Source organism: Streptomyces pseudoechinosporeus, from assembly GCF_054783935.1.
The window spans coordinates 178,730-204,281 of sequence record NZ_BAAGPS010000035.1 but is presented as its reverse complement, the minus strand read 5'-3'; the positions used below and the strand labels follow the sequence as shown (position 1 = coordinate 204,281).

At 70.2% G+C, this 25,552-nt stretch carries 24 protein-coding genes, 1 tRNA gene and 1 pseudogene; 14 read left to right on the top strand and 12 right to left on the bottom strand.

Features of this window, described 5'->3' with window-relative positions; genetic code table 11:
* Nucleotides 1-4 precede the first annotated feature (4 nt).
* From ACYVO6_RS32060 to ACYVO6_RS32045, 4 genes are all read right to left on the bottom strand, one after another.
* Nucleotides 5-496, bottom strand: coding sequence for a copper chaperone PCu(A)C (locus ACYVO6_RS32060; RefSeq protein ID WP_461067290.1), 492 nt, complete (start codon nt 494-496; stop codon nt 5-7).
* Entirely contained in the window at nt 493-1,146 is a 654-nt protein-coding gene (locus ACYVO6_RS32055; protein ID WP_461067288.1) for an SCO family protein, read from the bottom strand. Before ACYVO6_RS32055 ends, ACYVO6_RS32060 begins: the two co-directional genes overlap by 4 nt.
* Nucleotides 1,147-1,239: 93 nt before the next feature.
* Nucleotides 1,240-1,989, bottom strand: coding sequence for a YcnI family copper-binding membrane protein (locus tag ACYVO6_RS32050; protein WP_461067286.1), 750 nt, complete (start codon nt 1,987-1,989; stop codon nt 1,240-1,242).
* 118 nt (nt 1,990-2,107) lie between these two features.
* Nucleotides 2,108-2,926 carry a hypothetical protein gene (locus ACYVO6_RS32045; protein WP_461067284.1) on the bottom strand — a complete coding sequence of 273 codons (819 nt, stop codon included), beginning with the start codon at nt 2,924-2,926 and terminating at the stop codon, nt 2,108-2,110.
* A 224-nt stretch (nt 2,927-3,150) separates the two neighbouring features.
* Here ACYVO6_RS32045 and ACYVO6_RS32040 point away from each other — a divergent pair, with 224 nt between their 5' ends.
* Nucleotides 3,151-3,606, top strand: coding sequence for an ATP-binding protein (locus tag ACYVO6_RS32040; RefSeq protein WP_461067282.1), 456 nt, complete (start codon nt 3,151-3,153; stop codon nt 3,604-3,606).
* A 170-nt stretch (nt 3,607-3,776) separates the two neighbouring features.
* Nucleotides 3,777-3,962, top strand: a pseudogene (locus ACYVO6_RS32035) (triphosphoribosyl-dephospho-CoA synthase); the annotation flags it as partial.
* Here the strand turns inward: ACYVO6_RS32035 and ACYVO6_RS32030 are convergent.
* The 4 genes from ACYVO6_RS32030 to ACYVO6_RS32015 all read right to left on the bottom strand — a co-directional run bounded on the left by ACYVO6_RS32030 (nt 3,937) and on the right by ACYVO6_RS32015 (nt 9,895).
* Complete coding sequence (locus tag ACYVO6_RS32030; protein WP_461067280.1) at nt 3,937-5,205, bottom strand: MFS transporter; 1,269 nt, start codon at nt 5,203-5,205, stop codon at nt 3,937-3,939. The pseudogene ACYVO6_RS32035 and the gene ACYVO6_RS32030 overlap by 26 nt on opposite strands.
* Before the next feature lie 151 nt (nt 5,206-5,356).
* On the bottom strand, nt 5,357-6,721 hold the full coding sequence (pdxR, locus tag ACYVO6_RS32025; protein ID WP_461067278.1) for a MocR-like pyridoxine biosynthesis transcription factor PdxR: 1,365 nt from the start codon (nt 6,719-6,721) through the stop codon (nt 5,357-5,359).
* A 132-nt stretch (nt 6,722-6,853) separates the two neighbouring features.
* Nucleotides 6,854-8,344, bottom strand: a complete 1,491-nt coding sequence (locus ACYVO6_RS32020; RefSeq protein WP_461067276.1) for an aminopeptidase P family protein — start codon at nt 8,342-8,344, stop codon at nt 6,854-6,856.
* Nucleotides 8,345-8,446: 102 nt separating this feature from the next.
* Nucleotides 8,447-9,895 (bottom strand): PP2C family protein-serine/threonine phosphatase, encoded by a 1,449-nt coding sequence (locus tag ACYVO6_RS32015; protein ID WP_461067274.1) that lies wholly within the window; start codon nt 9,893-9,895, stop codon nt 8,447-8,449.
* 534 nt (nt 9,896-10,429) lie between these two features.
* On the opposite strand from ACYVO6_RS32015, the gene ACYVO6_RS32010 reads away from it, so the two are divergent.
* Both ACYVO6_RS32010 and ACYVO6_RS32005 read left to right on the top strand, forming a co-directional pair.
* On the top strand, nt 10,430-11,095 hold the full coding sequence (locus ACYVO6_RS32010) for a bifunctional DNA primase/polymerase (RefSeq protein ID WP_461067272.1): 666 nt from the start codon (nt 10,430-10,432) through the stop codon (nt 11,093-11,095).
* A gap of 56 nt (nt 11,096-11,151) precedes the next feature.
* The gene (locus tag ACYVO6_RS32005; RefSeq protein ID WP_461067270.1) at nt 11,152-11,703 is read left to right on the top strand and encodes a hypothetical protein; all 552 of its coding nucleotides are present in this window, start codon (nt 11,152-11,154) and stop codon (nt 11,701-11,703) included.
* Between the two features lie 286 nt (nt 11,704-11,989).
* Here ACYVO6_RS32005 and ACYVO6_RS32000 read toward each other — a convergent pair whose 3' ends face one another.
* Both ACYVO6_RS32000 and ACYVO6_RS31995 read right to left on the bottom strand, forming a co-directional pair.
* The gene (locus ACYVO6_RS32000; RefSeq protein WP_461067268.1) at nt 11,990-12,991 is read right to left on the bottom strand and encodes a DUF5926 family protein; all 1,002 of its coding nucleotides are present in this window, start codon (nt 12,989-12,991) and stop codon (nt 11,990-11,992) included.
* Between the two features lie 129 nt (nt 12,992-13,120).
* Entirely contained in the window at nt 13,121-13,663 is a 543-nt protein-coding gene (locus ACYVO6_RS31995) for an ATP-binding protein (protein WP_461067266.1), read from the bottom strand.
* Here ACYVO6_RS31995 and ACYVO6_RS31990 point away from each other — a divergent pair.
* Nucleotides 13,620-13,745, top strand: coding sequence for a hypothetical protein (locus ACYVO6_RS31990; RefSeq protein ID WP_268979219.1), 126 nt, complete (start codon nt 13,620-13,622; stop codon nt 13,743-13,745). The genes ACYVO6_RS31995 and ACYVO6_RS31990 overlap by 44 nt on opposite strands.
* A gap of 102 nt (nt 13,746-13,847) precedes the next feature.
* Here ACYVO6_RS31990 and ACYVO6_RS31985 read toward each other — a convergent pair whose 3' ends face one another.
* Nucleotides 13,848-14,660: a glycerophosphodiester phosphodiesterase gene (locus tag ACYVO6_RS31985; RefSeq protein WP_461067264.1), complete on the bottom strand. Its 813-nt coding sequence runs from the start codon at nt 14,658-14,660 to the stop codon at nt 13,848-13,850.
* 328 nt (nt 14,661-14,988) lie between these two features.
* Here ACYVO6_RS31985 and ACYVO6_RS31980 point away from each other — a divergent pair, with 328 nt between their 5' ends.
* Nucleotides 14,989-16,440 (top strand): S1C family serine protease, encoded by a 1,452-nt coding sequence (locus tag ACYVO6_RS31980; RefSeq protein ID WP_461067262.1) that lies wholly within the window; start codon nt 14,989-14,991, stop codon nt 16,438-16,440.
* Nucleotides 16,441-16,498: 58 nt separating this feature from the next.
* Nucleotides 16,499-16,585 (top strand) — tRNA-Ser (locus ACYVO6_RS31975).
* 67 nt (nt 16,586-16,652) lie between these two features.
* Here ACYVO6_RS31975 and ACYVO6_RS31970 read toward each other — a convergent pair.
* Nucleotides 16,653-17,522 (bottom strand): bifunctional DNA primase/polymerase, encoded by an 870-nt coding sequence (locus tag ACYVO6_RS31970; RefSeq protein ID WP_461067260.1) that lies wholly within the window; start codon nt 17,520-17,522, stop codon nt 16,653-16,655.
* Between the two features lie 124 nt (nt 17,523-17,646).
* Here ACYVO6_RS31970 and ACYVO6_RS31965 point away from each other — a divergent pair, with 124 nt between their 5' ends.
* The 7 genes from ACYVO6_RS31965 (at nt 17,647) to ACYVO6_RS31935 (ending at nt 25,501) form a co-directional block, all read left to right on the top strand.
* Nucleotides 17,647-18,810 carry an acyl-CoA dehydrogenase family protein gene (locus ACYVO6_RS31965; protein ID WP_461067258.1) on the top strand — a complete coding sequence of 388 codons (1,164 nt, stop codon included), beginning with the start codon at nt 17,647-17,649 and terminating at the stop codon, nt 18,808-18,810.
* Entirely contained in the window at nt 18,807-19,808 is a 1,002-nt protein-coding gene (locus tag ACYVO6_RS31960; RefSeq protein ID WP_461067256.1) for a bifunctional MaoC family dehydratase N-terminal/OB-fold nucleic acid binding domain-containing protein, read from the top strand. The genes ACYVO6_RS31965 and ACYVO6_RS31960 overlap by 4 nt, the downstream gene beginning before the upstream one ends.
* 1 nt (nt 19,809) lies before the next feature.
* Nucleotides 19,810-20,943 carry an acyl-CoA dehydrogenase family protein gene (locus tag ACYVO6_RS31955; protein ID WP_461067254.1) on the top strand — a complete coding sequence of 378 codons (1,134 nt, stop codon included), beginning with the start codon at nt 19,810-19,812 and terminating at the stop codon, nt 20,941-20,943.
* A gap of 20 nt (nt 20,944-20,963) precedes the next feature.
* Complete coding sequence (locus ACYVO6_RS31950) at nt 20,964-21,395, top strand: MaoC family dehydratase (RefSeq protein WP_461067422.1); 432 nt, start codon at nt 20,964-20,966, stop codon at nt 21,393-21,395.
* A complete protein-coding gene (locus ACYVO6_RS31945) occupies nt 21,392-22,552 on the top strand; it encodes a lipid-transfer protein (RefSeq protein WP_461067252.1) in 1,161 nt (386 codons plus the stop codon). Before ACYVO6_RS31950 ends, ACYVO6_RS31945 begins: the two co-directional genes overlap by 4 nt.
* Before the next feature lie 493 nt (nt 22,553-23,045).
* Nucleotides 23,046-23,600, top strand: a complete 555-nt coding sequence (locus tag ACYVO6_RS31940; protein ID WP_461067250.1) for a SigE family RNA polymerase sigma factor — start codon at nt 23,046-23,048, stop codon at nt 23,598-23,600.
* Between the two features lie 224 nt (nt 23,601-23,824).
* On the top strand, nt 23,825-25,501 hold the full coding sequence (locus tag ACYVO6_RS31935) for a long-chain fatty acid--CoA ligase (RefSeq protein WP_461067248.1): 1,677 nt from the start codon (nt 23,825-23,827) through the stop codon (nt 25,499-25,501).
* The last annotated feature ends 51 nt before the right edge of the window (nt 25,502-25,552 follow it).

The window sequence follows — 25,552 nt, the reverse complement described above, 5'->3', positions numbered from 1 at the left end:
TCCCTCAGTGGTGCGAATTCGACGACGCCGACGACGACTTCGTGGACGTCGGCCGGTACGTGGCGGACTTCACCGGCATCTCGACCGTGATCGGGTCGGTCTTGGTGAAGCGCAGCTTCACGGACACCGTCTCGCCCTCCTTGGGCCTGTGCTTCAGCTTCTCGAACATCAGGTGGTTGCCGCCGCTTTCGAGGACGAGCCGGCCGTCCGCGGGGATCTCCAGCGGGCCGGCCTCCTTCATCGTCTGACCGGACGTCTCGTGGACGGTGACGTCCTCGGCGATGTCGCTGGTGGCAGAGACGAGGTCGTCGGAGCTGTCGCTCTTGTTGACGACGGTCAGATAACCGGCCGCCAGGGACTCCGTGACCGGCTGGGGCATGTAGGCGGACTGGACCGACAGGTCGGGGGCCGCGTCGGCGCCGTCGGCCGAGCCGCCGCAGCCTGCGAGGGCCAGGCAGCCCGCCATGACGACGGCCGGCGCGATGGGACGCCTCACGGTGTCTGCCCCTTGATCAGCTTGGGGAGGTCCTTGGTGTAGTCGTCGACGGTGGCGTCCTCCCCGTACAGCACATAGCCCGCGTCGGTCTTCGGCGAGAAAGCGACGACCTGGGTGCCGTGCATCGAGGTGACCTTGCCGTCCTTGTCCTTCGTCGGCGGCTCTATGGAGATGCCGAGCTGCCGGGCGCCCCCCTGGATCGTGGAGAAGGAGCCGGTCAGGCCGACGACGGCGGGGTCGATGCCCTTGAGCCATTTGCCGAGCTCGGGGGGCGTGTCCCGCTCCGGGTCGGTGGTGACGAACACGATGCGGAGCTTGTCCTGCTCGGCCTTGGGGAGCTGTTTCTTGGCGACGGCGATGTTGTTCATCGTCAGGGGGCAGATGTCGGGGCAGTTGGTGTAGCCGAAGTAGATGAGCGTCGGCTGCCCCTGGGTCTCCTTGCGGAGGTCGTACTGCTTGCCCTGGGTGTCGGTGAGGACGAGGTCCGGCTTCTCGAACGGCTTGTCGAGGACCGTTGCGGCCTTCTCCGAGCCGGTCTCGGCGGACACCTCGGCGACGGGCGAGCTGCTGCTGTTGTCGCTGCTGCCGCAGGCGGTCAGGGTCAGTGCGGCCGCGGTGACCAGGGCGGCGGCAAACGTCTTCTTGCGCATAGGAAAATGTCCCAGATGTGAGAGCTGCGGCCTACACCGGGGTCGTACGGCGTTGTACGACCCCGAGGGCGCGCACCGGAGGTGTCTTGGTTCTCAGGCGTCGGTACGCCGACGACCGGCCAGAACGCCGAACGCCACGCCCGCCACGCCGACGACGATGCCCACGATGCCCAGGACGCGGGCCGTGGTGTCGCTTGTGTCGGAGGAAGAGGCGGCGGCCTGCTCGGTCGACTCGTTGGAGGCGGCTTGAGCGTCTTCGGCGTCGCCGGAGGCGCTGTCGGACGAGGCCGAGCCGTGGTGGCCGTCCTCGGCGGCGGACAGTGCGAGCACCGGCGCCGGCTCCTCAGGCTCCTCCTGGCCCTCCTGCGGGATTTCGATCCAGCGCACGACCTCCTTGTTGGAGTACGTCTGGATCGCCTTGAACACCAGCTCGTCGGTGTTCTCGGGCAGCGCACCGATGGAGAGCGGGAACTTCTGGAAGTAGCCGGGTTCGATGCCCTTGCCGTCGGCGGTCCAGGTGACCTTGCTGACGGCTTCGTCGATCTTCTCGCCGTGCAGTTCGACGGGCTTGGCGAGCTTGGACTTGGTGACCTCGATCTTCCAGCCGTCGACGGGCGCCGGCATGACCGAGGCGAGCGGGTGCTCGGTCGGGAAGTTCACTTCGAGCTTGGTGGTCGAGGCGTTGTCGCGCTCGTTCGGCACCTTGAAGTTGACCGTCGCGTAGCCGCCCTTGGCGGCCGTGCCCTCCGGCTGCACGGTGACGTGCGCGAAGGCGGGGGCGGACAGGACGAGGACGGCCGTGGCGGCGGCGACACCGGTGGCGGCGATACGGGAAGCCTTCATGGCAGAGAGCACTCCACTTTCAGCAGTGGTTCGGTGAAAGAACGGGGTTGCGCATCCGAAAAGACGGGCACGCGCGCGTGCCGCATGACAGCACCCCTGGGAGTGGCGGTGCGTCGCGTCAGGCGGCGAGGACGAGGTCCGCGTCCGACGGCGGTCCGCGTCTGATCACCGAGTGCTGAAGAACGGTCGTACGCGGGAGGGGCGGCCCGAGCCGCGTGGCGCGCGGTGCGCAGGGCGCCGCCTCGGGCGTACCCGGAAGCCCCGCCAGCAGGGCCCGTACGAGCGCGAGTGCCCGGCGCAGCGCGCGGACCGGCCCCTCTCCGTGCGCCGACAGCCGCATGAGGCGCCGCAACGCGATGTCCCCGTGGCGCAGCAGCCACCCGGCGGCGATGCCCGCGAGAACGTGGCCGAGCAGCATGGGCAGGGAGGGCAGCAGCGACACCGAGGGGTCCCCGGCGGCCGTGATGGCGTCCGCGGCGTGGTGGTGCCCCGAGTACCCCGCGCCGGTGCTCGCGCCCGCGCCTGTGCCTGGGTCGATCCCCGCGTTGGCAAGGATCCGCTGGGCCTGTGCCGGGCTGATCGCCGCGACCGACGTGCCGCACACGAGCCGCGCGGCCCGCGCCACGAGCGAGGCGTCCACGCTGCCGACTTCAGCCGCCGTGCCGTGTTGCCCGAGCCCGAAGAGTGTGTGCAGCACGGTCTGGCCGACCGCCAGTAGCGCGGCGATGCCCGGCAGCGAGCGTTCACGCCCGGCGAGCGGCGCCGCGACGGCGAAGACGACGAGGAATCCGGTCCCCAGCGACCACAGCGGAATGCCCTCGCAGGAGGCAACCGCGTGTCCGGTCCCGGCCAGCACGACACAGACCGCGGCGAACATCGCGGCCCTCGGAACCCGGAGATCGCCTCCGGTGCGTGCACGTAGTCGGGGGGCACTCATTGCGGGCTCATCATCGCACTGGGCCCACCCGCTCCATACGGCAGGTCCGCAAGGTTCCGTACAGCCCGGAAGATCACGTTCTGGTGTAAGTCGCCCTCATCTACACCGATCGCAGTCGTCGGCACATCCGCCGTATGGGCGGTATCACGTCAATCTCGCGCTTACAGTCCGCCCCTTGGGGCAATACGTAACGGTATGTCGAGCCGCGGCCAGGAGGGTGGAGCATGAGCATCTGGTGGTCCCTCCATCTCCGGCGCGAAGCCGCGAGTGTCCCGCTTGCCCGGCGTCTCCTTGTCGGCACGATGGAGACTGCAGGGGTGGATCCGGATATTTCGTACGATCTCTCCGTCGCCCTGAGTGAAGCCTGCGCCAATGCCGTCGAGCACGGAGGCGAATCCCCCGAAGGGCGGTCGGCCGAGGCCTTCCGGGTCACCGCCTATCTCGATGGCGAGAAGTGCCGGATCGAAGTGGCCGATTCCGGCCCCGGCTTTCCCTCCGGACGCAGTCGCGCTCCTCTCCGGCCCGCCCCCAGTGACGCCGAACACGGCCGGGGCTTGTGCTTGATCGAGGAGCTTGCCGACCACGTCCGGATCGGCAACAAGCCGGGCCGAGGTGGCGCGGTGGTCAGCTTCGACAGGGTCCTCAAGTGGAAGAACGACCCGACGCCGCTGACGGCATAACGCGGTCCGAGCAGGCCGGGAGCGCGTCTGCCGACGGCGTCCGTCACACCGACGCCCACTCTCAGGGTCCTCACAGCCGCCCATCAGCTCTCTGACGGCTGCCCTGCCCAGGTTTCCCCGCATGACGGGAAGCCACAGGAAGAAGACGATCACGCGGCGGCCCCCCCGCCGCCTTCGACGGCGACTTCCACGCGCGCGTGTGGAGCCCTCGCGGAAGCAGCGGGCTGCTCGCGGGCGCCCTGTTCCTGGACTCTCCTCCACTCTCGGCTTCTCCCTCACTCGACTTCGCTCGAGCGGGGGACCCCCATGAGGGGCCCCTTCCGGTGGTGGTCAGTTCACGGGCACGGGCTGCCTGACCTGCTCGTTGTGGGGAGCGGCGGCCCGGCTGCGGGCCGCCCACCGCACCGCGGGCCCCATCCCGTACGAAGCCGCCAGCATCAGTCCGCCGAGGACCAGCCAGCCCGGCGTCCCCCACCCCACGAGCAGCGCCGTCAGTACCAGCGGGCCCGCCGTGCGCGCCACCGTCACGCCCGTACCGAAGAAGCCCTGGTACTCGCCGACCCGGTCGGCCGGGGCGAGATCGAAGGAGAGCTGCCAGGAACCCGCCGACTGCTGCATCTCGGCGACGACTTGAAGCACCGCGCCCGCGACCAGCACGCCCACCGCCACCCAGGTCGAGACCCCGGCCGACAGAGCGAACACCGCGCACGACACCAGCATCACGAGCCCCGAACGCCGCACCGCGCGCGTGGCCGACGCGAGGCCCGTCATCCCACGCGCCATCCGCACCTGGAAGAGCATCACCGCACCGGTGTTGAGCACGAACAGTGCGGAGACCAGCCAGGCCGGGGCGTCGGTCCGCTCGGTGATCCACAGCGGGATGCCCAGGCTGAGCAGTGGCATCCGCAGCAGCAGCACGGTGTTGAGCAGCGTGACGAGCGCGTACGGGCGGTCGCGCAGCACTCCAGGCCCGTCGTCGCCACGCCCGCGCCCCTGGTCGGCACCCACGCGCGCGTGCACGGGCTTCACGGCCGGCAGCCGCAGCAGCACCGCCGCGCACAGCAGGAAGCTCACCGCGTCCAGCGCGAACACCCCAAGGTAGGCCTCCCGGGTCCCCGCGTGCAGCGCCAGCCCGCCCACCCCCGCACCCACCGCCAGCCCGGCGTTGAGCGTCGACTGGAGATGCGCGAGCAGCCCTGTCCGCCCCTCCCTGGACACCAGCCCGGCCAGCAGCGCCTGCCGGGCCGCCGCGAGCCCCGACTGCGCCGCCGCATACCCGCACGCCGCGAGCACGAACGGCACGAAGCCGCGTACGACGAGGAAGGACGCCACGGTGAGGCCGGTCGCCAGAGCCAGCAGCACCGCCGTGCCACGCGGCCCCCGCCGGTCCGCGAGCCGCCCCAGCGGCACGCCCACCAGCGACCCGACCGCCCACGCGAGAGTGAGCCCGAGCCCCACGTGCGCGGGGGCGAGCCCGACGACGTGGGTGAAGTACAGGGCGGAGGTGACGTAGAAGGCGCCGTCTCCGACGGAGTTGCTCAACTGGGCGAGGGCCAGGACGCGCCGCGGGCCCGCGGGCGGGGGAAGCGAGTTCGTCATGGGGACGACGCTATGGACGCACTGGACCCCTCAAAAGAACCAATCAGCACGCCATTTCGTACCCCAATTCCAGTGCCCGCGTGCCTCCTTCTAAGCCCTCCAGTGCCCGCGTGCCCCCTTCTCAGGCCGCCCGCATCCGCGCGCCCCCGACTCAGCCCTCCAACACCCGCCCCAACACCTCCAACGCCTCCGGATAGACCCGTTCCCGAGGCGTCCCGTACCCCACGACCAGCCCCTGTGGCCGCCCCTCACGCGCCCCGTGCCAGTGCTCCCCGAGGCACCCCACCGCGAGCCCCTCCTCGGCGGCCCGAGCGAGCACCGCGCCCTCGTCCGCCACGTCCACCAGGGCGTGCAGCCCGGCCGCGATCCCACGCACACTCCGGCGCGGCCCCAGCCGGGCCAGCAACTGATCCCTCCGCCGCCGGTACCGCAGTCGGCACGCGCGTACGTGCCGGTCGTACGCGTGGCTGGTGATCAGCTCCGCGAGGGCCAACTGGCCGATGGACTCGGTGTGATGGTCGCTGTGCAGCTTGGTGTCGGCGACCGAGTCGACCAGGTGCGGCGGCAGCACCATCCAGCCGAGCCGCAGCGCGGGCCCGAGTGTCTTGGAGGCCGTCCCCAGGTAGACGACCTGTCCCGGCGCCATCCCCTGGAGTGCACCCACAGGCTGCCTGTCGTAGCGGAACTCCCCGTCGTAGTCGTCCTCGACGATCAGCCCTCCACGCGCGCGTGCCCACTCCGTGAGCGCCCGCCGCCGCTCCGGGTGCAGAGTCACTCCGGTCGGGTACTGGTGCGCGGGTGTGACGACGACGGCTGCCGCGTCGCCCAACTCCTCGGCGCGGGCGCCCCGTTCGTCGACGCCCACAGGGGCCACGGTTCCGCCGTTGTGCCGCACCACGTCCCGGTGGAAGGGCAGCCCCGGGTCCTCCATGGCGATCACCCCGGAGCCCAGCACGCGCGTGAGGAGCGCGAGCCCCTGCACATAACCGGAGGTGACCACGATCCGCTCGGGCGGTGCGATCACCCCGCGCGCCCGCCCCAGATACCCCGACAAGGCGGCCCGCAGCTCGACGCGGCCACGCGGATCGCCGTATTCGTACGCCCTGGAGGGCGCCGCCGCGATGGCCCGCCGCAAGGCTCGCAGCCAGGCCGCCGCCGGGAACGTACCGACGTCCGGACTGCCGGGCCGCAGATCAAAACGGGGTGCACGCGCGCGTGCCCCGTTCCCGGACGCGTCCAGGGATGTCGTGGGAAGCGCCGCCACCTCGGTCCCCGAACCCTGCCGTGCCGTCAGATATCCCTCGGCCACCAGCTGGTCGTACGCCGCCTTCGCGGTCCCTCGCGAGACGCCCAGTTCGGCCGCCAGCCGCCGGGTCGCGGGCAGCCGCGTACCCGGAGAGAGCCGCCCGTCGCGTACGGCATCCCGTAGAGCCCGTTCAAGCCCCGCCCGTCGCCCTGCCCGCGCGTCCGGCTCCAGATGCAGATCAACACCGACGCCGGACCAGAAGTCGTCCACCAAAGCCGCCCCCCTAGGCACACCAAAAGGCCGGGTACCCAGAAGGGCACCCGGCCATCACTCTCGTATCAGCCCTTATAGGGAGGCCATTTCAGCCCCGCGTGAAGGACTCGTGCAGTACTCGGCAAACGTTCAGCCCTTCAGGGACGCCATCCAGGCCTCGACCTCGTCGGAGCGGCGCGGCAGCCCCGCCGAGAGGTTCTTGTTGCCGTCCTCGGTGACCAGGATGTCGTCCTCGATGCGGACGCCGATGCCGCGGTACTCCTCAGGCACGGTCAGGTCGTCCGCCTGGAAGTACAGGCCCGGCTCGACGGTCAGGCACATGCCCGGCTCCAGCGTGCCGTCCACGTACGTCTCCGTCCGCGCCGCCGCGCAGTCGTGGACGTCCATGCCGAGCATGTGACCGGTGCCGTGCAGCGTCCAGCGGCGCTGCAGCCCCAGCTCCAGCACGCGCTCCACGGGCCCTTCGACCAGCCCCCACTCGACGAGCTTCTCGGTCAGCACACGCTGCGCGGCGTCGTGGAAGTCGCGGTACTTGGCGCCCGGCTTCACGGCTGCGATACCGGCCTCCTGGGCCTCGTACACGGCGTCGTAGATCTTCTTCTGGATCGCGCTGTACGTGCCGTTGATGGGCAGCGTGCGCGTCACGTCGGCCGTGTAGAGCGTGTGGGTCTCCACGCCCGCGTCCAGCAGGAGCAGCTCTCCGGAGCGGACGGGGCCGTCGTTGCGCACCCAGTGCAGCGTGCAGGCGTGCGCGCCGGACGCGCAGATGGAGCCGTAACCGATGTCGTTGCCCTCGACCCGCGCGCGCAGGAAGAAGGTGCCCTCGATGTAGCGCTCGCTGGTCGCCTCGGCCTTGTCGAGGACCCGTACGACGTCCTCGAAGCCGCGCACGGTCGAGTCGACGGCCTTCTGCAGCTCGTCGGTCTCGAACGCGTCCTTGACCAGCCGGGCCTCGGAGAGGAAGACCCGCAGCTCCTCGTCGCGCTCGGCGGTCACCTTGTCGGTGAGCGCCGCCTCGATCCCGGCGTCGTAGCCGCGTACGACACGGACCGGCCCGGTCGCCTCGCGCAGCTTGTCGGCCAGCTCGCGGACGTCGGCGGCGGGGATGCCGTACAGCTGTTCGGCCTCGCCCAGGGAGTGGCGGCGGCCGACCCACAGCTCGCCGTGGCCGGAGAGCCAGAACTCGCCGTTCTCCCGGTCGGAGCGCGGCAGCAGGTAGATCGTCGCCTGGTGGCTGTCCCCCTTGGGCTCCAGCACGAGGACGCCGTCCTCGGTGAGGTTGCCGGTGAGGTAGGCGTACTCGACGGAGGCGCGGAAGGGGTACTCCGTGTCGTTCGAGCGGGTCTTCAGGTTGCCGGCGGGAATGACCAGCCGCTCGCCCGGGAAACGCGCGGAGAGCGCGGCGCGGCGGGCGGCGGTGTACTCGGCCTGGGGGATGGGCTCCAGGCCGTGCAGCTCGGTGTCGGCCCAGCCGGACTTCATGTTCTCGGCGAGCTCGTCGGACACGCCGGGGTACAGACCGTTCTTACGCTGCTTGATCGGCTCCTCGGCTTCGTCCGGGCCCGCTGCGTCAGCAGCATGATCTGATACTGCCGGAGTGAGCTCTTCGGCCACGGTCATCCTCCTAGATACGGAACTGGACCCCCTCCATCGTACGGTCGTACGGAAGGGGGCCCAGGAGAGCGGAATTCCTTTTACGTGGCCTATGGGCTTACAGGCGACTCACTCGAAGCGTGCCGCCAGCAGCACCACGTCCTCCTGGCCGTCGGCCGCGTCGAGCTCCTCCGGAAGCACCGTCCGCAGCACATGGTCGGCGAGCGCCCCCGGGTCCGCACGCAGCGACCTGGGCACGCTCGTCGCCGCCGCGTGCAGTCGCGCGAAGGCCCGGTCCATGGGATCGCCGGTGCGCTGCAGCAGGCCATCCGTGTACAGCAGAACCGTCTCTCCTGGCGCTGCCCGGAACTCCACGCTCGGCGCCTCCCAGCAGGCGAGCATGCCCAGCGGCGCGGACAGCGACGTCTCCACGAACTCCGTGCGCCGCTCACCGATCAGCAGCGGCGGGCAGTGCCCGGCCCCGGCCATCGTGATCTTGTGCGAGGCGGGCTCGCAGTACGCGAAGAGGGCGGTGGCGCTGCGGGCGGGCTCGGTCAGCCTGAGCAGCAGTTCCAGGTCGGACAGGACGGCGACGGGGTCCTCGCCCTCCATTACGGCGTACGCCCGCAGGGACGCCCTCAGCCGTCCCATGGCGGCCACCGCGCTGGGCCCCGACCCCGTGACGGACCCGACCGCGAGACCGAGCGCGGCGTCCGGCAGGGGCAGCGCGTCGTACCAGTCGCCGCCGCCGCGCGGACCGGTGCGATGCCGGGCGGCGAGCTGGACGCCGAAGACCCGGGGCAGCCGCGAGGGCAGCAGCTCCTCGGTGATCGTCGTCATGCACGCGCGCGTGCGTTCCAGTTCGACCAGCCGGGCCAGGTGCTCGGCCGCGTACCGCGTGTACAGGCCGACGAGGTGCCGCTGCCGCTCGACCGGCTCGGCGGGCTCGTCGTACAGCCAGACGGCGGCGCCAAGGCGGCCTGCCGTCTCGGTGGACAGCGGGAGCGCGTAGCTCGCGGCATAGCCGAGCCGGGCGGCCACCTCGCGGTGACGCGGGTCGAGTCCGTCCTCGGAGAACAGATCGGGCTGTGTGATCTCTCCCTCGCCGCCGGGCAGTCCGTCCAGGATCTTTCCGTACGACATGCAGCGGCGCGGAACCGTCTCGATGTGACCGAGATCGGCGCGGGCGAGGCCCAGGCCGATGGTGGTGTCCGGGCCGAGGCCGTCGCCCGGCTCCATGACGACGAGACCGCGCCGGGCACCCACAAGGGCGGCTCCCGCGCGCAGAAGTTCATGAAGTGCGTCACTCAGGCACGCCGTGCGGACCATCCGCTCGGTCAGTTCGTGCAGCGTCGTGAGATCGGACACCCAGCCGGCGAGACGGTCCTGGAGAACGGCTCCCGGGGGGTTTGGAGCAGGGGCCGAAGAGGTACCCGAGGCGGCAGGCGCGGGCGCGACAGTGTGTGTGGGGCCCGGAACCGTTGAATCGATTCCAGCCACTTTCGGAAGGTGCGGGGCGTTCATGGCGCCCGGCTTTCCGACCGGTGCGTATTGCTCAAAAGCATCGCAAACCCCCATGTCATTCTGCGCCGCTAGCAGTGTCTCCACATGTACACGTACTCGTCAGGGGATGTCCAGCATTGTCCTGCTGAGATTCCTGGTGTCCATGGGAAAGTTGAAAAAGGCAAAGTTGGCTTAAAACTGCCTCGGGTTACGGTGTATTGCGGTCGACTGGCCTTGTTCGACGGAGCGTCACAGCGGTCGTGATGGGTACGTACTCGGTGAAGGCCAGGGGTGGTTGGGCTCGTCCCGGAACCTGGCGACGGACCCGGGCGTCTTAACCACCGACGACCGTGCCCCATCCTCCCGTGGCGGAGGCGGCAAGCAATACGCGGGACAGTAATCGCCAGGCGCCGCCACCCCCACGCCATGCCCATGCTGTTGATAGGCGCAGTATGGACGCGGACGCAGCCAGTGCTCGGCCCATAGGGGTTCCCCTTGTCCTGGGTAGGGGTGTGATGCGCCAGTAGGTACGCACAGTGAAGTGATCGACACATGATGTGATGTGGTCCTCGGTGTTGCCAGGCGTGCAACGGAAAGGAACGAGCGCTCATGCGCGAGATCCTCGGAAGGCGACGCAGGCTCCTTTCCAGGCGAAACAATGGAAGGCCTGAGATGCTCAGCGCGGCCCTGACATTCGCGACCGCATGGCAGTGGCCCGTACTGCCCGGTGTCGCGCCGGACCCGCAGGGGCGGGTCGGCTGCGGGTGCCCCGATCCGGAGTGCACGGTTCCAGGTGCTCACCCCTTCGACCCCGGTCTCCTCGCGGCGACCACCGACGAGCGCATGGTGCGCTGGTGGTGGACGAACCGCCCCACGGCGCCGATCGTCCTCGCCACCGGCGGCCAGGCCCCGTGCGCGGTGAGCCTGCCGGCGCTCGCCGCCTCCCGCGCGCTCGGGGCGCTCGACCACATGGGTATGCGCCTCGGTCCGGTGGTCGCCTCCTACACGCGTTGGGCGCTGCTCGTGAAGCCGTACTCCTTCGAGCAGTTGGGTGAGCTGCTGTACGCCAAGGACTTCGTGCCCGGCTCGCTGCGCTTCCATGGCGAGGGCGGCTATCTCGCGCTGCCCCCGTCCGAGACCGGACAGGGCCAGATCCGCTGGGAGCGGGCGCCGCTGCCCGGCTCGGCCGCACCCTGGGTGCCCGATGTGGAGGCCGTCGTGGACGCCGTGGTGGAGGCCCTCACTCGTCCGGGTGTGAGCGCACCCGAGTTGTAGGGGAATCAGGCGCACGGCGAACCGAACGTCCCTTCTTGGTCGTTGTCGTCCCTTTCATGCCGCGTTTCTCCGGGGGGCGAGCCCTGGGCTCCCGAAGAGTTCGTCTGCCGGCGCTGACGGGTGTTGTGGCGCTCGTGGCCGCGCTGCCGCTGACCGTGGCCTCCGCAGAGCCGGTGGGCGACGAGAGTCCCGCGGTCGTACGTACATCCGGACGCGTCGACGACAAGGCGGCCGCATCGCGGCCCGGCCCGGTCAGGAGTCCGCTGTTGCTCGGCCGGGATCTCGCCGGCACCGCCCACTGCGGACCCGAACTCGCCTCCCCCGACGGCATCGAGGCACAGACCTGCGTGCTGACCCAGGGGCGGGACACCTGGGTGCGCACGTACTACCGCAACGCGACCGGCGACGGCCTCGCCGCCGTACTGACCCTTATGGCGCCCGGCGGCCGTACCGTCCGGATGCACTGCGCGGTGGGCGCGGACGACGAGCCAGGGGCGTGCGAGACGCCTCGGGAGCGCACGAAGGGGGACGCGCGGGCGTACACGGCGGTCGTGGAATTCGCGGCGGGCGCCCAGGGGCCTCTGCTGCTGCGCTCGGGGAGCGACTGAGCTGCGTAGGGGGTCAACTCACCTGCGAGGAGGGCGTGTTGGAATGCGCGCCGAGGGCGGGCAGGGATCCGGAAACGCAAAGACCCGGTTGCTGGCGACGGGGGATGCACCAGCAACCGGGCTATTGGAACGGTAACAAGAGATCGGCGGTTCGCAAATTCGATCTCGGCTATTCGGACACCGATTCTCCTGCCACGACGGGGAGTTGTGACGGGAGTCACCAGTTCGGTGATTCCGCCAGGTGGCTGACCGGTCGGTCAGCCAAGGACGGGATGTCGACCGGGTGTCAACTGAGCGTCACCTGGCGGTTGGTGAGCCCGCCGCGCGCCCGGCGCTCGTCCGCGGTGAGCGGTGCGTCGGTGGCCAGTGCGGCGGCGAGCCGCTCGGCGAACTCGGCGGCCGGCTTCTCGATGTCCTCCGCACTGACACCGGTCGGCAGATCCCAGACCGGAACCGTGAGGCCGTGCGCACGGAAGGAGCCCACGAGACGGGTGCCTTCTCCGAGGCTCGACCGGCCGGCCGCGTGCAGCCGCGCGAGCGCGTCCAGCAGCTGCTCCTCGGCGTGCGGCATGACCCAGCGCAGGTGGTTCTTGTCCGGCGTCTCGCACCAGTACGCGGCGTCGACGCCCGACAGTTTCACAGTCGGGATGGCGGCGGCGTTGGCGCGCTCCAGGGACGCGGTCACGTCCGGAGTCGCGTTCTCCGAGTCCGGGACCCAGAACTCGAAGCCCGAGTGCACCACGGGCTCGAACGCGCCCTTGGGGTCGAGGAGATCCTGCAGCCGCGGCCCTCCCCCAGTCTCGAATCCGCTCGACCGGGAGGTGCCCCCACCCGGGGCACGCCGGCCCTGGACGGGAGTGCCGGGATCGGCGGTCAGCGCTCGCTGCAGGGTGTCGGCCAGGTCGCGGCTGATGTCGCCGGAAGAGGCGTCGTTCTGGAGGCCGATCATCACGGAGCCGTCGTCGCGGCGCAGCGCGGGCCACGCCATCGGCAGGACGGTGGCGAGCGTGACCGAAGGAACGCCCTCCGGGAGGGGCTCCTTGAGCGTCAGCTCGACCGTGGCCGCAGGCACCAGCTCGCGCAGCGCGACCCAGTCGCACTCGCCCGGCAGTCCCTCGAATGGGCGCTGCACCAGCTCGGTTACGGCATGCGACGCGCTCCGGCCGTGACACGCCTTGTAGCGGCGGCCACTGCCGCAGGGGCAGGGCTCGCGGGCTCCCACCACCGGGATGTCGCCGTCCTGCTGCCGCGGCTGCCTGGCCTTCGTCTGGGATCGCTTCTTGGCCATCGTGGGTTTCTCCCGGTTACGGCTTGTCTCGTACGGGCGCGAGCCTAGCCGCTCGTACGAGGACCGACGGGACCCTGTGGACAACCTGCCGAGTCGTCCCGGAACCGGCGCTTCAGTCCAGCCCGTGCTTCAGTCCAAGTCGTCGAAGGAATCGCCGAAGTCCAGGTCGGGTATCGCGGACACCGGCGGAGCCGTGATGCGCGTGGCGAAGTCGTCGCGCCGGTGCTCCGTGTGGCCGTTCTTCTGGACGACCACCCACACCGTGACCTCGCCCTGGACGTCGTCCCTGACGCCCCAGTCGTCGGCCAGCGCGGTGATGATGTTCAGCCCACGGCCGCCGCGCGCGGTAACCGAGGGCGTGGCCGGAACCGGGCGGGTCGGACCACCGCCGTCCGTCACCTCGACGGTCAGCCGTCCGCCTGGGTCAACCCGCCATGCGGCAAGGACATCGCCGTCCCCCGCCAGCGCGTCGCCCAGCGGTCGGCCGTGCCGGCACGCGTTGCTCAGCAGTTCGGAAAGGATCAGTACGGCATCGTCGATGACCGCTTCCGCCACGCCACCGGTGCGCAACTGATCGCGCATCCGCTGTCTTGCTTCCCCCACGCCCGCAGGGCCATGGGGTACGGCCATGCTCGACGACGTGGGCACCTCCTGTGCCACCACCAACGCCACCCCCGAGACCTCCTTCGCCCCACGCCACGGTGTGGATGCCCCCCTGGACTGGACCGGAAACCGGCCGATGCACATGCAGTGACGCACTCGTAACCGTCGAACACGGACCGAACGCGCCGGAGCACTCCCCGTAATCGGGTGGCCGGATTTCGACGGTCTGGCCGAGGTCTCGGGACCTCGCAGGTCAGCGGCCCAGCTGGCGCAGCACCGCGCGCGGGCGGTTGGTGATGATGGCGTCGACACCCAGCTCGACGCAGAGACCGACGTCCTCGGGTTCGTTCACGGTCCATACGTGAACTTGATGACCGGCCCGCTTCAGGCGCTCGATGTACAGCGGGTGGTTGCGCACGATCCGCATGGACGGGCCCGCGATCCGGACACCCACGGGCAGCCGTCCGTCGCGCAGCCGGGGCGAGAGGAACTGGAGGAGATAGACCGTCGGCAGCGTCGGAGAGGCCGCCCGCACGCGGTGCAGCGAGCGTGCCGAGAAGCTCATGACGCGTACGGGCGACTCGGCGGCGGAGGCCGGGACGTCCAGGCCGAAGCGCTTCAGGAGGTGCAGCAGGCGCTCCTCGACCTGGCCCGCCCAGCGCGTGGGGTGCTTCGTCTCGATGGCCAGCTCCACGGGGCGGCCGGCATCGGCGACGAGCTCAAGGAGGCGCTCGAGCGTCAGGACGGACTGCTGTTCCCAGGACGGCGGCCGTTGCTGCTCCCAGTCGGGCGCCTCGTCGCGGTTCTTCCAGGAGCCGAAGTCCAGGGTGGCGAGGTCGGCGAGCTCTAGGGCGGAGACGGCACCGCGGCCGTTGGAGGTGCGGTTGACGCGGCGGTCGTGGACACAGACGAGATGGCCGTCCGCGGTCAGCCGTACATCGCACTCCAGGGCGTCCGCCCCGTCCTCGATGGCCTTCTCGTACGCGGCCAGGGTGTGCTCCGGGGCCTCTTCGGAGGCGCCGCGATGGGCGACCACCTGAATCAGGTGCTGTCGTGCGTGGGTCACCGCGTCATGGTGCCACCCGCGCGCGCGTGGCTGCGTCATGGTGCCCACGCGCGTGGGTACGCGCTTAAGGGCGGTGCCCAGAAGCTGCGATGGTTATGTCGGACTGGTCCTATATAAAGGAAGGTCGTGGCCCACAGACGCACAGGTAAGGTCGCGGACCCACAGGCACCGCTTATGGCGCCCTGACGTCCCGTGGGAAAAGCTGACGGCATACAAAGAAGTACATGCACAGCTGAATCGCGCCGGATCACGAACACGTAAGAGCACGTATGAGTGAGCGAGACCGAGCGCGACCGGAAACAGCAGCAGTGGATCGAGAGGAAGAGCTGTGAGCACCGAGAACGAGGGCACCAACGAGGGCAATGCGGTACCCCCCGCCCCGTCTGCACCTCCTGTGCCGGTGGACGCTCCCGCTGCTTCCACGCACCCGGAGCACGGGGTTCCGCCGCGGACGGGACCCCATCCGGAATCCCAGGAGGGCGAGCCGACGGCCGTGCTGCCTCCGGTGCCCTCCGGGGCGCCCGACGGCACAAGCGCCGCCCCCGGTCCGGAGGCGGGCGCCTGGCCCCCTCCGCCTCCGCCGGCCACGCCTGCGTACGCGAACGGCGGCTCGGGAGCCGGCTGGGGATCCACGTACCAGCAGCCGGCGCCCAAGTCCGGCGGCGGTCGCGGCGGCCTGATCGCCGCAGTCCTGGTGGCCGCGCTCGTCGCGGGCGGCGTGGGCGGCGGCATAGGCTACTGGGCGGCCGACCGCAACGACACCTCCACGGGCTCGACGACGGTGTCCGCCTCGCAGAGCGGCGGTGACCTCAAGCGCGACGCGGGCACGGTCGCGGCGATCGCCAACGAGGCGCTGCCCAGCACCGTCACCATCGAGGCGGAGAGCGGCAGCGGCGAGGGCGGCACGGGCACCGGCTTCGTCTTCGACAAGCAGGGCCACATCCTCACCAACAACCACGTGGTGGCGGAGGCGGTCGACGGCGGCAAGCTCTCCGCGACCTTCCCCAACGGCAAGAAGTACGACGCCGAGGTGGTCGGCAACGCACAGGGCTACGACGTCGCGGTCATCAAGCTCGACGACGCGCCCGCGGATCTGAAGCCGCTGCCGCTCGGCGACTCCGAGAAGGTGGCCGTCGGCGATTCGACGATCGCGATCGGCGCGCCCTTCGGTCTGTCCAACACGGTGACCACGGGCATCATCAGCGCCAAGAACCGCCCGGTGGCCTCCAGCGACGGCAGCTCCAGCGGCAAGGCCTCGTACATGAGCGCTCTGCAGACCGACGCCTCGATCAACCCGGGCAACTCCGGCGGTCCGCTGCTGGACGCGAACGGCTCGGTGATCGGCATCAACTCGGCCATCCAGTCCGCGAGCAACGGCCTGGGCGGCACCGGCCAGTCCGGCTCCATCGGCCTGGGCTTCGCGATCCCGATCAACCAGGCGAAGAACGTCGCCCAGCAGCTGATCAGGACCGGCAAGCCGGTCTACCCGGTGATCGGCGCCTCGGTCTCCCTCGAGGAGGGCACCGGCGGCGCGAGGATCACCGAGGAGGGCGCGGGCGGCGCGGACGCGGTCGAGGAGGGCGGCCCCGCCGACAAGGCCGGTCTCCAGCCGGGCGATGTCATCACGAAGATCGACGACACGGCGATCGACAGCGGCCCCGCCCTCATCGGCGAGATCTGGACCCACCAGCCCGGCGACACGGTCACACTCACATACACCCGCGACGGCAAGACCAACACGACCGAGGTCACCCTCGGCGAGCGGGAGGGCGACAGCTGACCCGCCACGAGAGCTGACCCGTTAGTCTTGATCCCGCGCCGGTCTCCGATCGGCGCGGGGTGGGTTGCCCGAGCGGCCTAAGGGAACGGTCTTGAAAACCGTCGTGGCAGCGATGTCACCGTGGGTTCAAATCCCACACCCACCGCTTGCAGGCCAGAAGGGGTGCCTCTCACTGAGAGGCGCCCCTTCTGCGTCGGGAGCCCGGCCCTCCCTCACTCCCGTCGGCCGCCCACCAGCCGTCGGGCCGACCCCACCGTCGACCGTGCCTCCCGCTCCGAAAGGCCCACCTGGACCGCCGCGTCCACCAGCGGTTCGACGAGCTCGTCGCCGATCCCGTTCTCGTACGCTCGGCAGGCCGCCCAGAAGAGGCGGGTGTTGCGTTGGCCCTCGTGGGCGGCGGCGACGAACTGGACCAGGCCCTGGCCGTGCCCGCCCGCTGAGGACGGCGTGGGGTGGTGTGTCCGGGGCGGGGGCGTGAGTAGGCGCAGGAGGGCGCGTGGGCAGAGTGCGGGCGCCAGGTGGGAGGTGCCCGGAGCCGTGCTGTAGACGCCGTGCGCGGTGCGCGAGCCGGGGCCGACGAGGTAGCCGCCGGCGCCGCGGATGTCGATGCCGGGGGCGAGGCGGCCCGCTGAGTTGGGGACGACGACGTCGGGTGGGCCGGACAGCCACAGGTGGCGGCCGCCGCTGGGAGTCAGGACGACGACCGTCTCCGGGATCGTGAACAGGTGGCGCAGGGCGAGTTCGCGCAGCGCTGCCGAGGAGTCGGTGCCCGATTTGGTGTCGAGGTCGATGCCGATGAGGTGGTGTGGCTCAAGACCGCAGGCGATGCCGTAGCCGGTGGCCCAGGGGGCGGCGGCGAAGAGCTCGCGAATGCGTTCGGGTTCGGTCGAGGCGTCGTACACACCGTGTCCGAAGCGCCCGCACTCCCCGTGGCAGGGCGGCGCCGTCGGGTCGTCGCGGTGCGGGGAGCGCAGTGCCGGGAGCTTGGTTCGGGACAGCGGGATGACGGCCAGTCCGCGTTCGGCGGCTGACAGCGCGTGTGCAAGGGCCAGCGTGGTGGCCTGCCGGTCTATGGTGGCCATGAACCCATGTTCGTACAGGTGTTCGAAAAAAGGAAGGGGAGGCGGTCTCCGACCTTGACAGTCACCGGTATCTGACGGACAGTCAGAAACCCTTGTTCGTACGAGGTCCGGGAGGGCCGTCGTCGTGCACCTCGCCCCCACCGAGCGCCAGCGACGGCTGCGCGCCGAACTCCGTACGTACTTCCGGGACCTGATGCCTGACGGGCCGCCGCGCGCCGCCGATTCGGGTCGGCAGCGGGCACTTCTTCGGCGCATCGGTGCCGACGGCTGGCTGGGACTGGGCTGGCCGGTGGCGTACGGGGGTCAAGGGCGCGGCGCCGACGAGCAGTTCGTGTTCTTCGACGAGGCCTACCGGGCGGGCGCCCCCGTCTCCATGGTCACGCTGAACACGGTCGGGCCGACGCTGATGAAGTACGGGACCGAGGAGCAGAAGGACTTCTTCCTGCCGCGGATTCTGCGCGGGGACGTCGTGTTCGCGATCGGGTACTCGGAGCCGTCGGCCGGGACCGACCTCGCCTCGCTGCGGACGCGCGCCGTGCGCGACGGCGGGGACTGGCTCGTCGACGGACAGAAGGTCTTCACCTCCAACGCGCAGAACGCCGACTGGATCTGGCTCGCCTGCCGCACCGACCCGGACGCGCCCAAGCACAAGGGCATCTCGATCCTGCTCGTGCCCGCCGACGCCCCCGGGTTCTCATGGACGCCGATCGAGACGGTGGGCGGGCTGACCACGACGGCCACGTACTACGACGGGATCCGCGTTCCGGCGGGCAATCTCGTCGGCGAGGAGAACGGCGGCTGGGGGCTCATCACCAACCAGCTCAACCACGAGCGGGTCGCGCTCGCGGCGATCGGCATGCAGGCCGAGGACTTCTACGCCGCCGCGCTGACCGCGGCCCGTACGCCCGATCCGGTGACCGGGCGGCGCAGGGTTGACGAGCCGTGGGTGCGGTCGAGACTGGCCGAGGCGCATGCCCGGCTGGCGGCATCACGCCTGCTCAACTGGCGTTTGGTGGGGGATGTCGGGGCTGGCCGGCTGGCGCCCGGCGATGCGAGCGGCGTGAAATTCGCGGGAACCGAATCGACGGTCGCGGTGTATCGAATGTGTCAGGAAATTGTGGGAGCGGACGGGCTGATCCGCTCGGGTTCGCCGGGTGTGTTCGAAGGCGGCGAGCTGGAGCGGATGAACAGGGCGGCGCAGATCAACACGTTCGGGGGCGGGGTGAGCGAGGTGCAGCGGGAGATCGTGGCGACGATGCGGCTCGGGATGACGAGGGGGCGGCGGTGAGCGAGGGGTCCGGCGGGGACCTCGACGCACGGCTGAAGGCGTACGAGGGGCGGGCGGCAGCGGTCGCGGGAGTGGGGAAGGACCCGGTCAACGAGTCGATGATCCGGCACTGGTGCGAGGCGATGGGAGACAGGAATCCGGCGTATGCGGGGCCGGATGCCATAGCTCCGCCGACCATGCTCCAGGCGTGGACCATGGGAGGCCTGTCTGGTCATTCCGGGCATACGGGGCGGTCGAAGGTGTACGACGAACTGCACGGGCTGCTCGACGGCGCCGGGTACACCTCCGTGGTCGCCACCGACTGCGAGCAGGAGTATCTGCGACCGCTGCGGCCGGGGGACGAGATCACCTTCGACTCGGTGATCGAGTCGGTCTCCGCGCGCAAGACGACCAAGCTGGGCACGGGGTATTTCGTCACTACGCGCATGGATGTACGGGCAGGGGGTCAGCCGGCGGGGACGCATCGGTTCCGGATCTTCAAGTACGCGCCCGCGGTCCGGAAACCGAGGACTCCGGAGGATGCGGCACCGGCGACCGGGGCGGCGGCTTCGGAGGCCTCGACGGTGTCACGGCCCCGGCGTCCCCGTCCTGTCGTCAACCGTGACAACGCCGGGTTCTGGGAGGGCGTGGCCCGGCACCGACTGCTGATCCAGCGCTGCGACGGATGCAAGACCCTGCGTTTTCCCTGGCTGCCGGGGTGCAACGCATGCGGGTCACTGGAGTGGGACACGGTCGAGGCGAGCGGCGAGGGCACCGTGTACTCGTACGTCGTGATGCACCACCCGCCCTTCCCGGCCTTCGATCCTCCCCATGCGGTCGGACTGATCGAGCTGGCCGAGGGTGTGCGGATGATCAGCAACGTGGTGGGGGTGCCGCACGAAGAGGTGCGGATCGGGATGCCGGTACGGCTCGAATTCGAGTGGACGGACGAGGAGTTGGAGCTGCCGGTCTTCCGTGCCGTCGCGGCCGTCGCGCCGGTCGAGGGGAGCGGGGGCTGACATGGACTTCACACCTACGGAGGAGCAGACGGCGGCCCGTGAGCTGGCCGCGCGGATCTTCGGCGACCTGTCCACGCACGAGCGGCTCGCCGCCGCCGGGACAGGCAGTGATGCCGAACTGTGGAAGGCGCTGTGCGAGGCCGGGCTCGTGGCCGCCGTCGAGGACATAAGGCTCCTCGGGCTGGTACTCCTGCTGGAGGAACAGGGGCGGACGACAGCCCAGGTGCCGTTCGCGGCGAGCTGTGTGTACGGGCTGTTGGCGGTGTCGGCGCATGGTTCGGCGGAGCAGCGGGAGCGGCTGCTGCCGGGCATCGGGGACGGGACGGTGGTGGTGAGCGGGGCGCTGCGCGGAGCGGCCGTACGGGAGGAAGGGCCCGGCGAGTTGAGCGGCACGGTCGCCGTGGTGCCGTGGCTCCGCGACGCCACGCATGTCCTGGTCGCGGACGATGTGCGCCGACTGTGGCTGGTGCGGACGGGTGAGGCCGAGTGTGAGCCCGTCGAGCTGACGGCGCCCTGGTCGGCGGGGCGGCTGACGCTGGACGGCACGCCGGCGGAGCGGCTCGGCGACGGGGCGGGAAGCGTGGGGGCTTACGGGAGCGGAGGGCGCCGGGACGGGGCGAGCGGTGGTGGGGCGTACGGGAACGGGGCGCACGAGAGCCGTGCGTACGACGACGTGCTTGCCACCGCGCGTACCGCCTTCGCGGGGCTGCAGGCCGGGGTGTGCGCGGGTTCGCTGGCCCGGGCGGTGGAGCACACCAACACCCGCGAGCAGTTCGGACGGCCGCTCGCGGCCAAGCAAGGGGTTCAACTCCGGGCAGCGGACGCGTACATGGACACGGAGGCGATACGGGTCACGGCGTACGAGGCGGCCTGGCGACGTGACGAGGGGCTGGAGTACGCCAGTCATGCGCTGACCGCCGCGTGGTGGGCCTCGGAGGCGGGGCAGCGCGTTGTGCACACGGGCCAGCATCTGCACGGCGGCATGGGGGCCGACCTCGACCATCCCGTGCACCGGCACTTTCTGTGGGGGCGGCAGCTGGACGCGTATCTGGGATGCGGGAGCGAAGTGCTCCAGGAGCTGGGGGAGTTGATCGTGCACGGAGAGGGCGAGGGAGAGGGGGCGGGGGAGGCATGAGCGCCGGTGTCGGACAGGTGGTGCGTGTCGGCGATGCGCTGCCGCCGCTGGAGATCGAGATCACCCGCACGCTCATCGTCGCCGGGGCCATCGCGTCGCGCGACTACCAGGACGTGCACCACGACGCGGAGCTCGCACGGCAGAAGGGCTCGCCGGACATCTTCATGAACATCCTGACGACCAATGGTCTGGTCGGCCGCTACATCACGGACCATTTCGGTCCCACGGCCGTCCTGAGCAGAGTGGCGATCAGACTGGGGGTGCCCAACTACCCCGGCGACACGATGGTGTTGACCGGCACGGTCGCGGAGGTCGCGGAGGTCGAGGGTGATGGTGCCGCGGGCGAGACGGTCACCGTGAGGGTGGTCGGGGCCAACGGCATCGGCAAGCACGTCACGGGGACAGTGACCGTGACGGTCCCGGGCGGCGCCGACGGGGCGGGCCGGTCATGAGCGTACGGACGAGGGACACGCTCGGCGGACGAGCGGCAGTCGTGGGGATCGGGGCCACCGAGTTCTCCAAGGACTCGGGGCGCAGTGAGCTGCGGCTGGCGGTGGAGGCGGTGCGGGCCGCGCTCGACGACGCCGGGCTCACGGCGGCCGATGTGGACGGGATGGTGACGTTCACGATGGACACCAGCCCGGAGATCACGGTCGCCCAGGCGGCCGGTATGGGGGAGCTGTCCTTCTTCTCGCGGATCCACTACGGCGGCGGGGCGGCCTGCGCGACCGTTCAGCAGGCCGCACTCGCGGTGGCGACGGGAGTGGCTGAAGTCGTGGTCTGCTACCGGGCGTTCAATGAACGGTCGGGGCGGAGATTCGGGTCCGGGGTGCAGCGGCGGGAGCCGTCGGCCGAGGGCGCGGCGCTCGGCTGGGGCCTGCCGTTCGGGCTGCTCACGCCCGCCTCCTGGGTGGCGATGGCGGCGCAGCGCTACCTGTACACGTATGGGCTGACGTCAGAGGCGTTCGGGCAGGTCGCGGTCGTGGACAGGAAGTATGCGGCGACCAATCCGGCGGCGTACTTCCACGGCAGACCGATCACGCTCGCCGACCATGCCGCCTCGCGCTGGATCGTCGAGCCGCTGCGGTTGCTGGACTGCTGCCAGGAGACCGACGGCGGCCAGGCCCTGGTCGTCACCTCCGTGGAGCGGGCGCGAGACCTGCCGCAGCCGCCCGCGGTGATCACGGCGGCGGCCCAGGGCGCCGGCCGGAGACAGGAGCAGATGACCAGCTTCTACCGGGACGATCTGACAGGCCTGCCGGAGATGGGGGTGGTGGCGCGGCAGTTGTGGCGTACGTCCGGGCTGACGGCGGCCGAGATGGATGTGGGGATTCTGTACGACCACTTCACCCCGTTCGTGCTGATGCAGCTGGAGGAGTTCGGGTTCTGCAAGCCGGGCGAGGCGGCGGACTTCGTCGCCGAGGAGCGGCTGCCACTGAACACACACGGGGGACAGCTCGGGGAGGCGTACCTGCACGGGATGAACGGCGTGGCGGAGGCGGTACGGCAGCTGCGCGGGACGTCCGTGAACCAGATACCCGACGCCCGCCGGGTACTGGTCACGGCGGGTACGGGGGTCCCCACATCGGGGTTGATCCTGGGGGGATGACGGAGGCTCACCAGTCGGATTAGCGATCCGTAGTTATCCTGTGGCAGAGTGTCATGTGCACGCCCGGCGCCCAGGCGACGTCGGGCACCCTCCCCGGCGAAGTCGCGAGACCTCACTGGCCAGCGTCCGGAGGGACGTGCCACGAGGGCTGACGGTTCCCACCGGCCAGCACCAGGGCACGAAGACGATTGGCTCACATCCCTGAGCAACACTGGGGATCACTAAGTCAATCAGAGACGCTGAACACGGAGCGGGCTGTGTGGTGCTACTCCCCACAGCCCACCCCGGAGCCCATCCGTACTCCTCCGGAACCGCGCGGCGCCCCGTACTACTCCTCTGGGAGCGGTCTCTCAGGGGTGAACCCTCAGGGGTACGGGCCGTTGCGTCCACCTCCAGGAGGTGGAGGTAGCTCTCCTCCTACAACCTGAGGCGGACAAGGCTTCAGGACCTCCGGCCGATCCGCTCGAGTAGGGGGCGATCCTAGCGTGGAGCCATGACCACACCCGTCTGCACCAGCGCTTCGAACGCCGCTACGCCAAGGGCCCAGACCCTCGCGTACCCGTCGTTCGCGTCGTACGTGAAGGCCCGCCAGCCCGTGCTGCTGCGTACCGCGCGCTCGCTGACCGCGAACCCCAGCGACGCCGAGGATCTGTTGCAGACCGCGCTGGCGAAGACGTATGTCGCGTGGGAGCGAATCGAGGACCACCGGGCGCTCGACGGTTACGTCCGCCGGGCGTTGCTGAACACGCGGACGTCGCAGTGGCGGAAGCGGAAGGTCGACGAGTTCGCGTGCGACGAGCTGCCGGAGCCCCAGGCTCCGCCGGCCGGGGATCCGGCGGAGCAGCAGGCGCTTCACGATGCGATGTGGCGCGCGATCATGAGGTTGCCGGCGCGGCAGCGGGCGATGGTCGTCCTGCGGTACTACGAGGACCTGAGCGAGGTCCAGACGGCGGAGGTGCTCGGCGTCTCGGTCGGCACGGTCAAGTCGGCGGTGTCGCGTGCGCTCGGCAAGTTGCGTGAGGACCCGGAGCTGGGACCCGTTCGCTGACCAGTGCGGCGCCGTTGCCGGGGCTCCGCCCCCAGCCCCCGTATCGGCCTGGCGGCCTCGTCCTCAAAGGTCGCACGGACTGCATGGTGCTCGGCCGCCTCACAAAGCCAGGTCTTGCCACGGAAGCCCTGCACAGCAACGTGATCGATCATCCCTGTACTAGTGACATACCGCGCGGTATGTGCGCACAATCAGCCCCAACCCTTAACGCCACCGCGCAGGCAATGTCGCCTCAGGAGGACGCCGTGCAGAGCACGATGCAGGACGTACCGCTGCTGATCTCGAGGATCCTGACCCACGGGTCGACCATCCACGGTTCATCGCAGGTGATCACGTGGACCGGCGAGGGGGAGCCGCAGCGGCGGTCCTTCGCCCAGATCGGGGCGCGGGCCGCCCGGCTGGCGCACACCCTGCGGGAGCTCGGAGTCGAAGAGGGACAGCCGACGGGCACCTTGATGTGGAACAACGCCGAGCACGTCGAGGCGTACTTCGCGATCCCCTCCATGGGCGCGGTGCTGCACACGCTCAACCTCCGGTTGCCCCCGGAGCAGCTGGCCTGGATCGTGAACCACGCCGCCGACCGCGTGGTGATCGCCAACGGTTCGTTGTTGCCGCTGCTGGCGCCGTTGCTGCCGCATCTGAAGTCGGTCGAGCATGTGATCGTCTCGGGTCCCGGCGACCGTTCGCTGCTGGACGGGGCGTCGGTCCAGGTGCACGAGTACGAGGAGCTGATCGACGGCAAGCCGGAGACGTACGACTGGCCGGAGCTGGATGAACGCCAGGGCGCGGCCATGTGCTACACCTCCGGGACGACGGGTGACCCCAAGGGGGTCGTCTTCTCCCACCGTTCCGTCTATCTGCACTCCATGCAGATCAACATGGCGCAGTCCATGGGCCTCACCGACCAGGACACGTCCCTCGTCGTGGTCCCGCAGTTTCATGTGAACGCCTGGGGGGTGCCGCACGCGACGTTCATGACCGGTGTGAACATGCTGATGCCGGACCGTTTTCTCCAGCCGGGCCCGCTCGCCGAGATGATTGAGAGCGAGAAGCCGACGCACGCCGCCGCCGTCCCCACCATCTGGCAGGGGCTGCTCGGGGAGCTCAAGGCCAAGCCACGGGACGTGAGTTCGCTGACGCAGGTCACCATCGGCGGCTCCGCCTGTCCACCCTCCCTCATGAAGGCCTTCGACGAGCTGGGCATGCGCGTCTGCCACGCCTGGGGCATGACGGAGACCTCCCCGCTCGGCACGATCGCCCGGCCGCCGGCCCATGTGGTCGGTACGGACGAGGAGTTCACGTACCGCCTCACGCAGGGCCGTTTCCCCGCGAGCGTCGAGGCCCGGCTGACCGGCCCCGGCGGCGAGCGGCTGCCCTGGGACGGCGAGTCCGCGGGCGAGCTGGAGGTACGCGGTCCATGGATCGCGGGCGCGTACTACGGCGGCCACAGCACTACCGAAGTCCTGCGCCCCGCCGACAAGTTCAGCGAGGACGGCTGGCTCAAGACGGGTGATGTCGGCACGATCAGCCCCGACGGCTTCCTGACCCTCACCGACCGCGCCAAGGACGTCATCAAGTCGGGAGGGGAGTGGATCTCGTCGGTGGAGCTGGAGAACGCGCTCATGTCCCACCCCGACGTCGCTGAGGCCGCCGTCGTCGCCGTCCCCGACGAGAAGTGGGGCGAACGCCCGCTCGCCACCGTCGTCCTCAAGGAGGGCGCCACCGCCGACTTCAACACCCTGCGCACCTTCCTCGCCGAGGAGGGCAGGATCGCCAAGTGGCAGCTCCCCGAACGCTGGACGGTGATCGAGGCGGTGCCGAAGACGAGCGTCGGAAAGTTCGACAAGAAGGTGCTGCGCAGGCAGTACGCAGCGGGCGATCTGGACGTCACGCAGATCTGACGGCTTTTCGCCTGCTATGTGGGCCGGTACGTGAGTGGGGGCGCTGTTTCA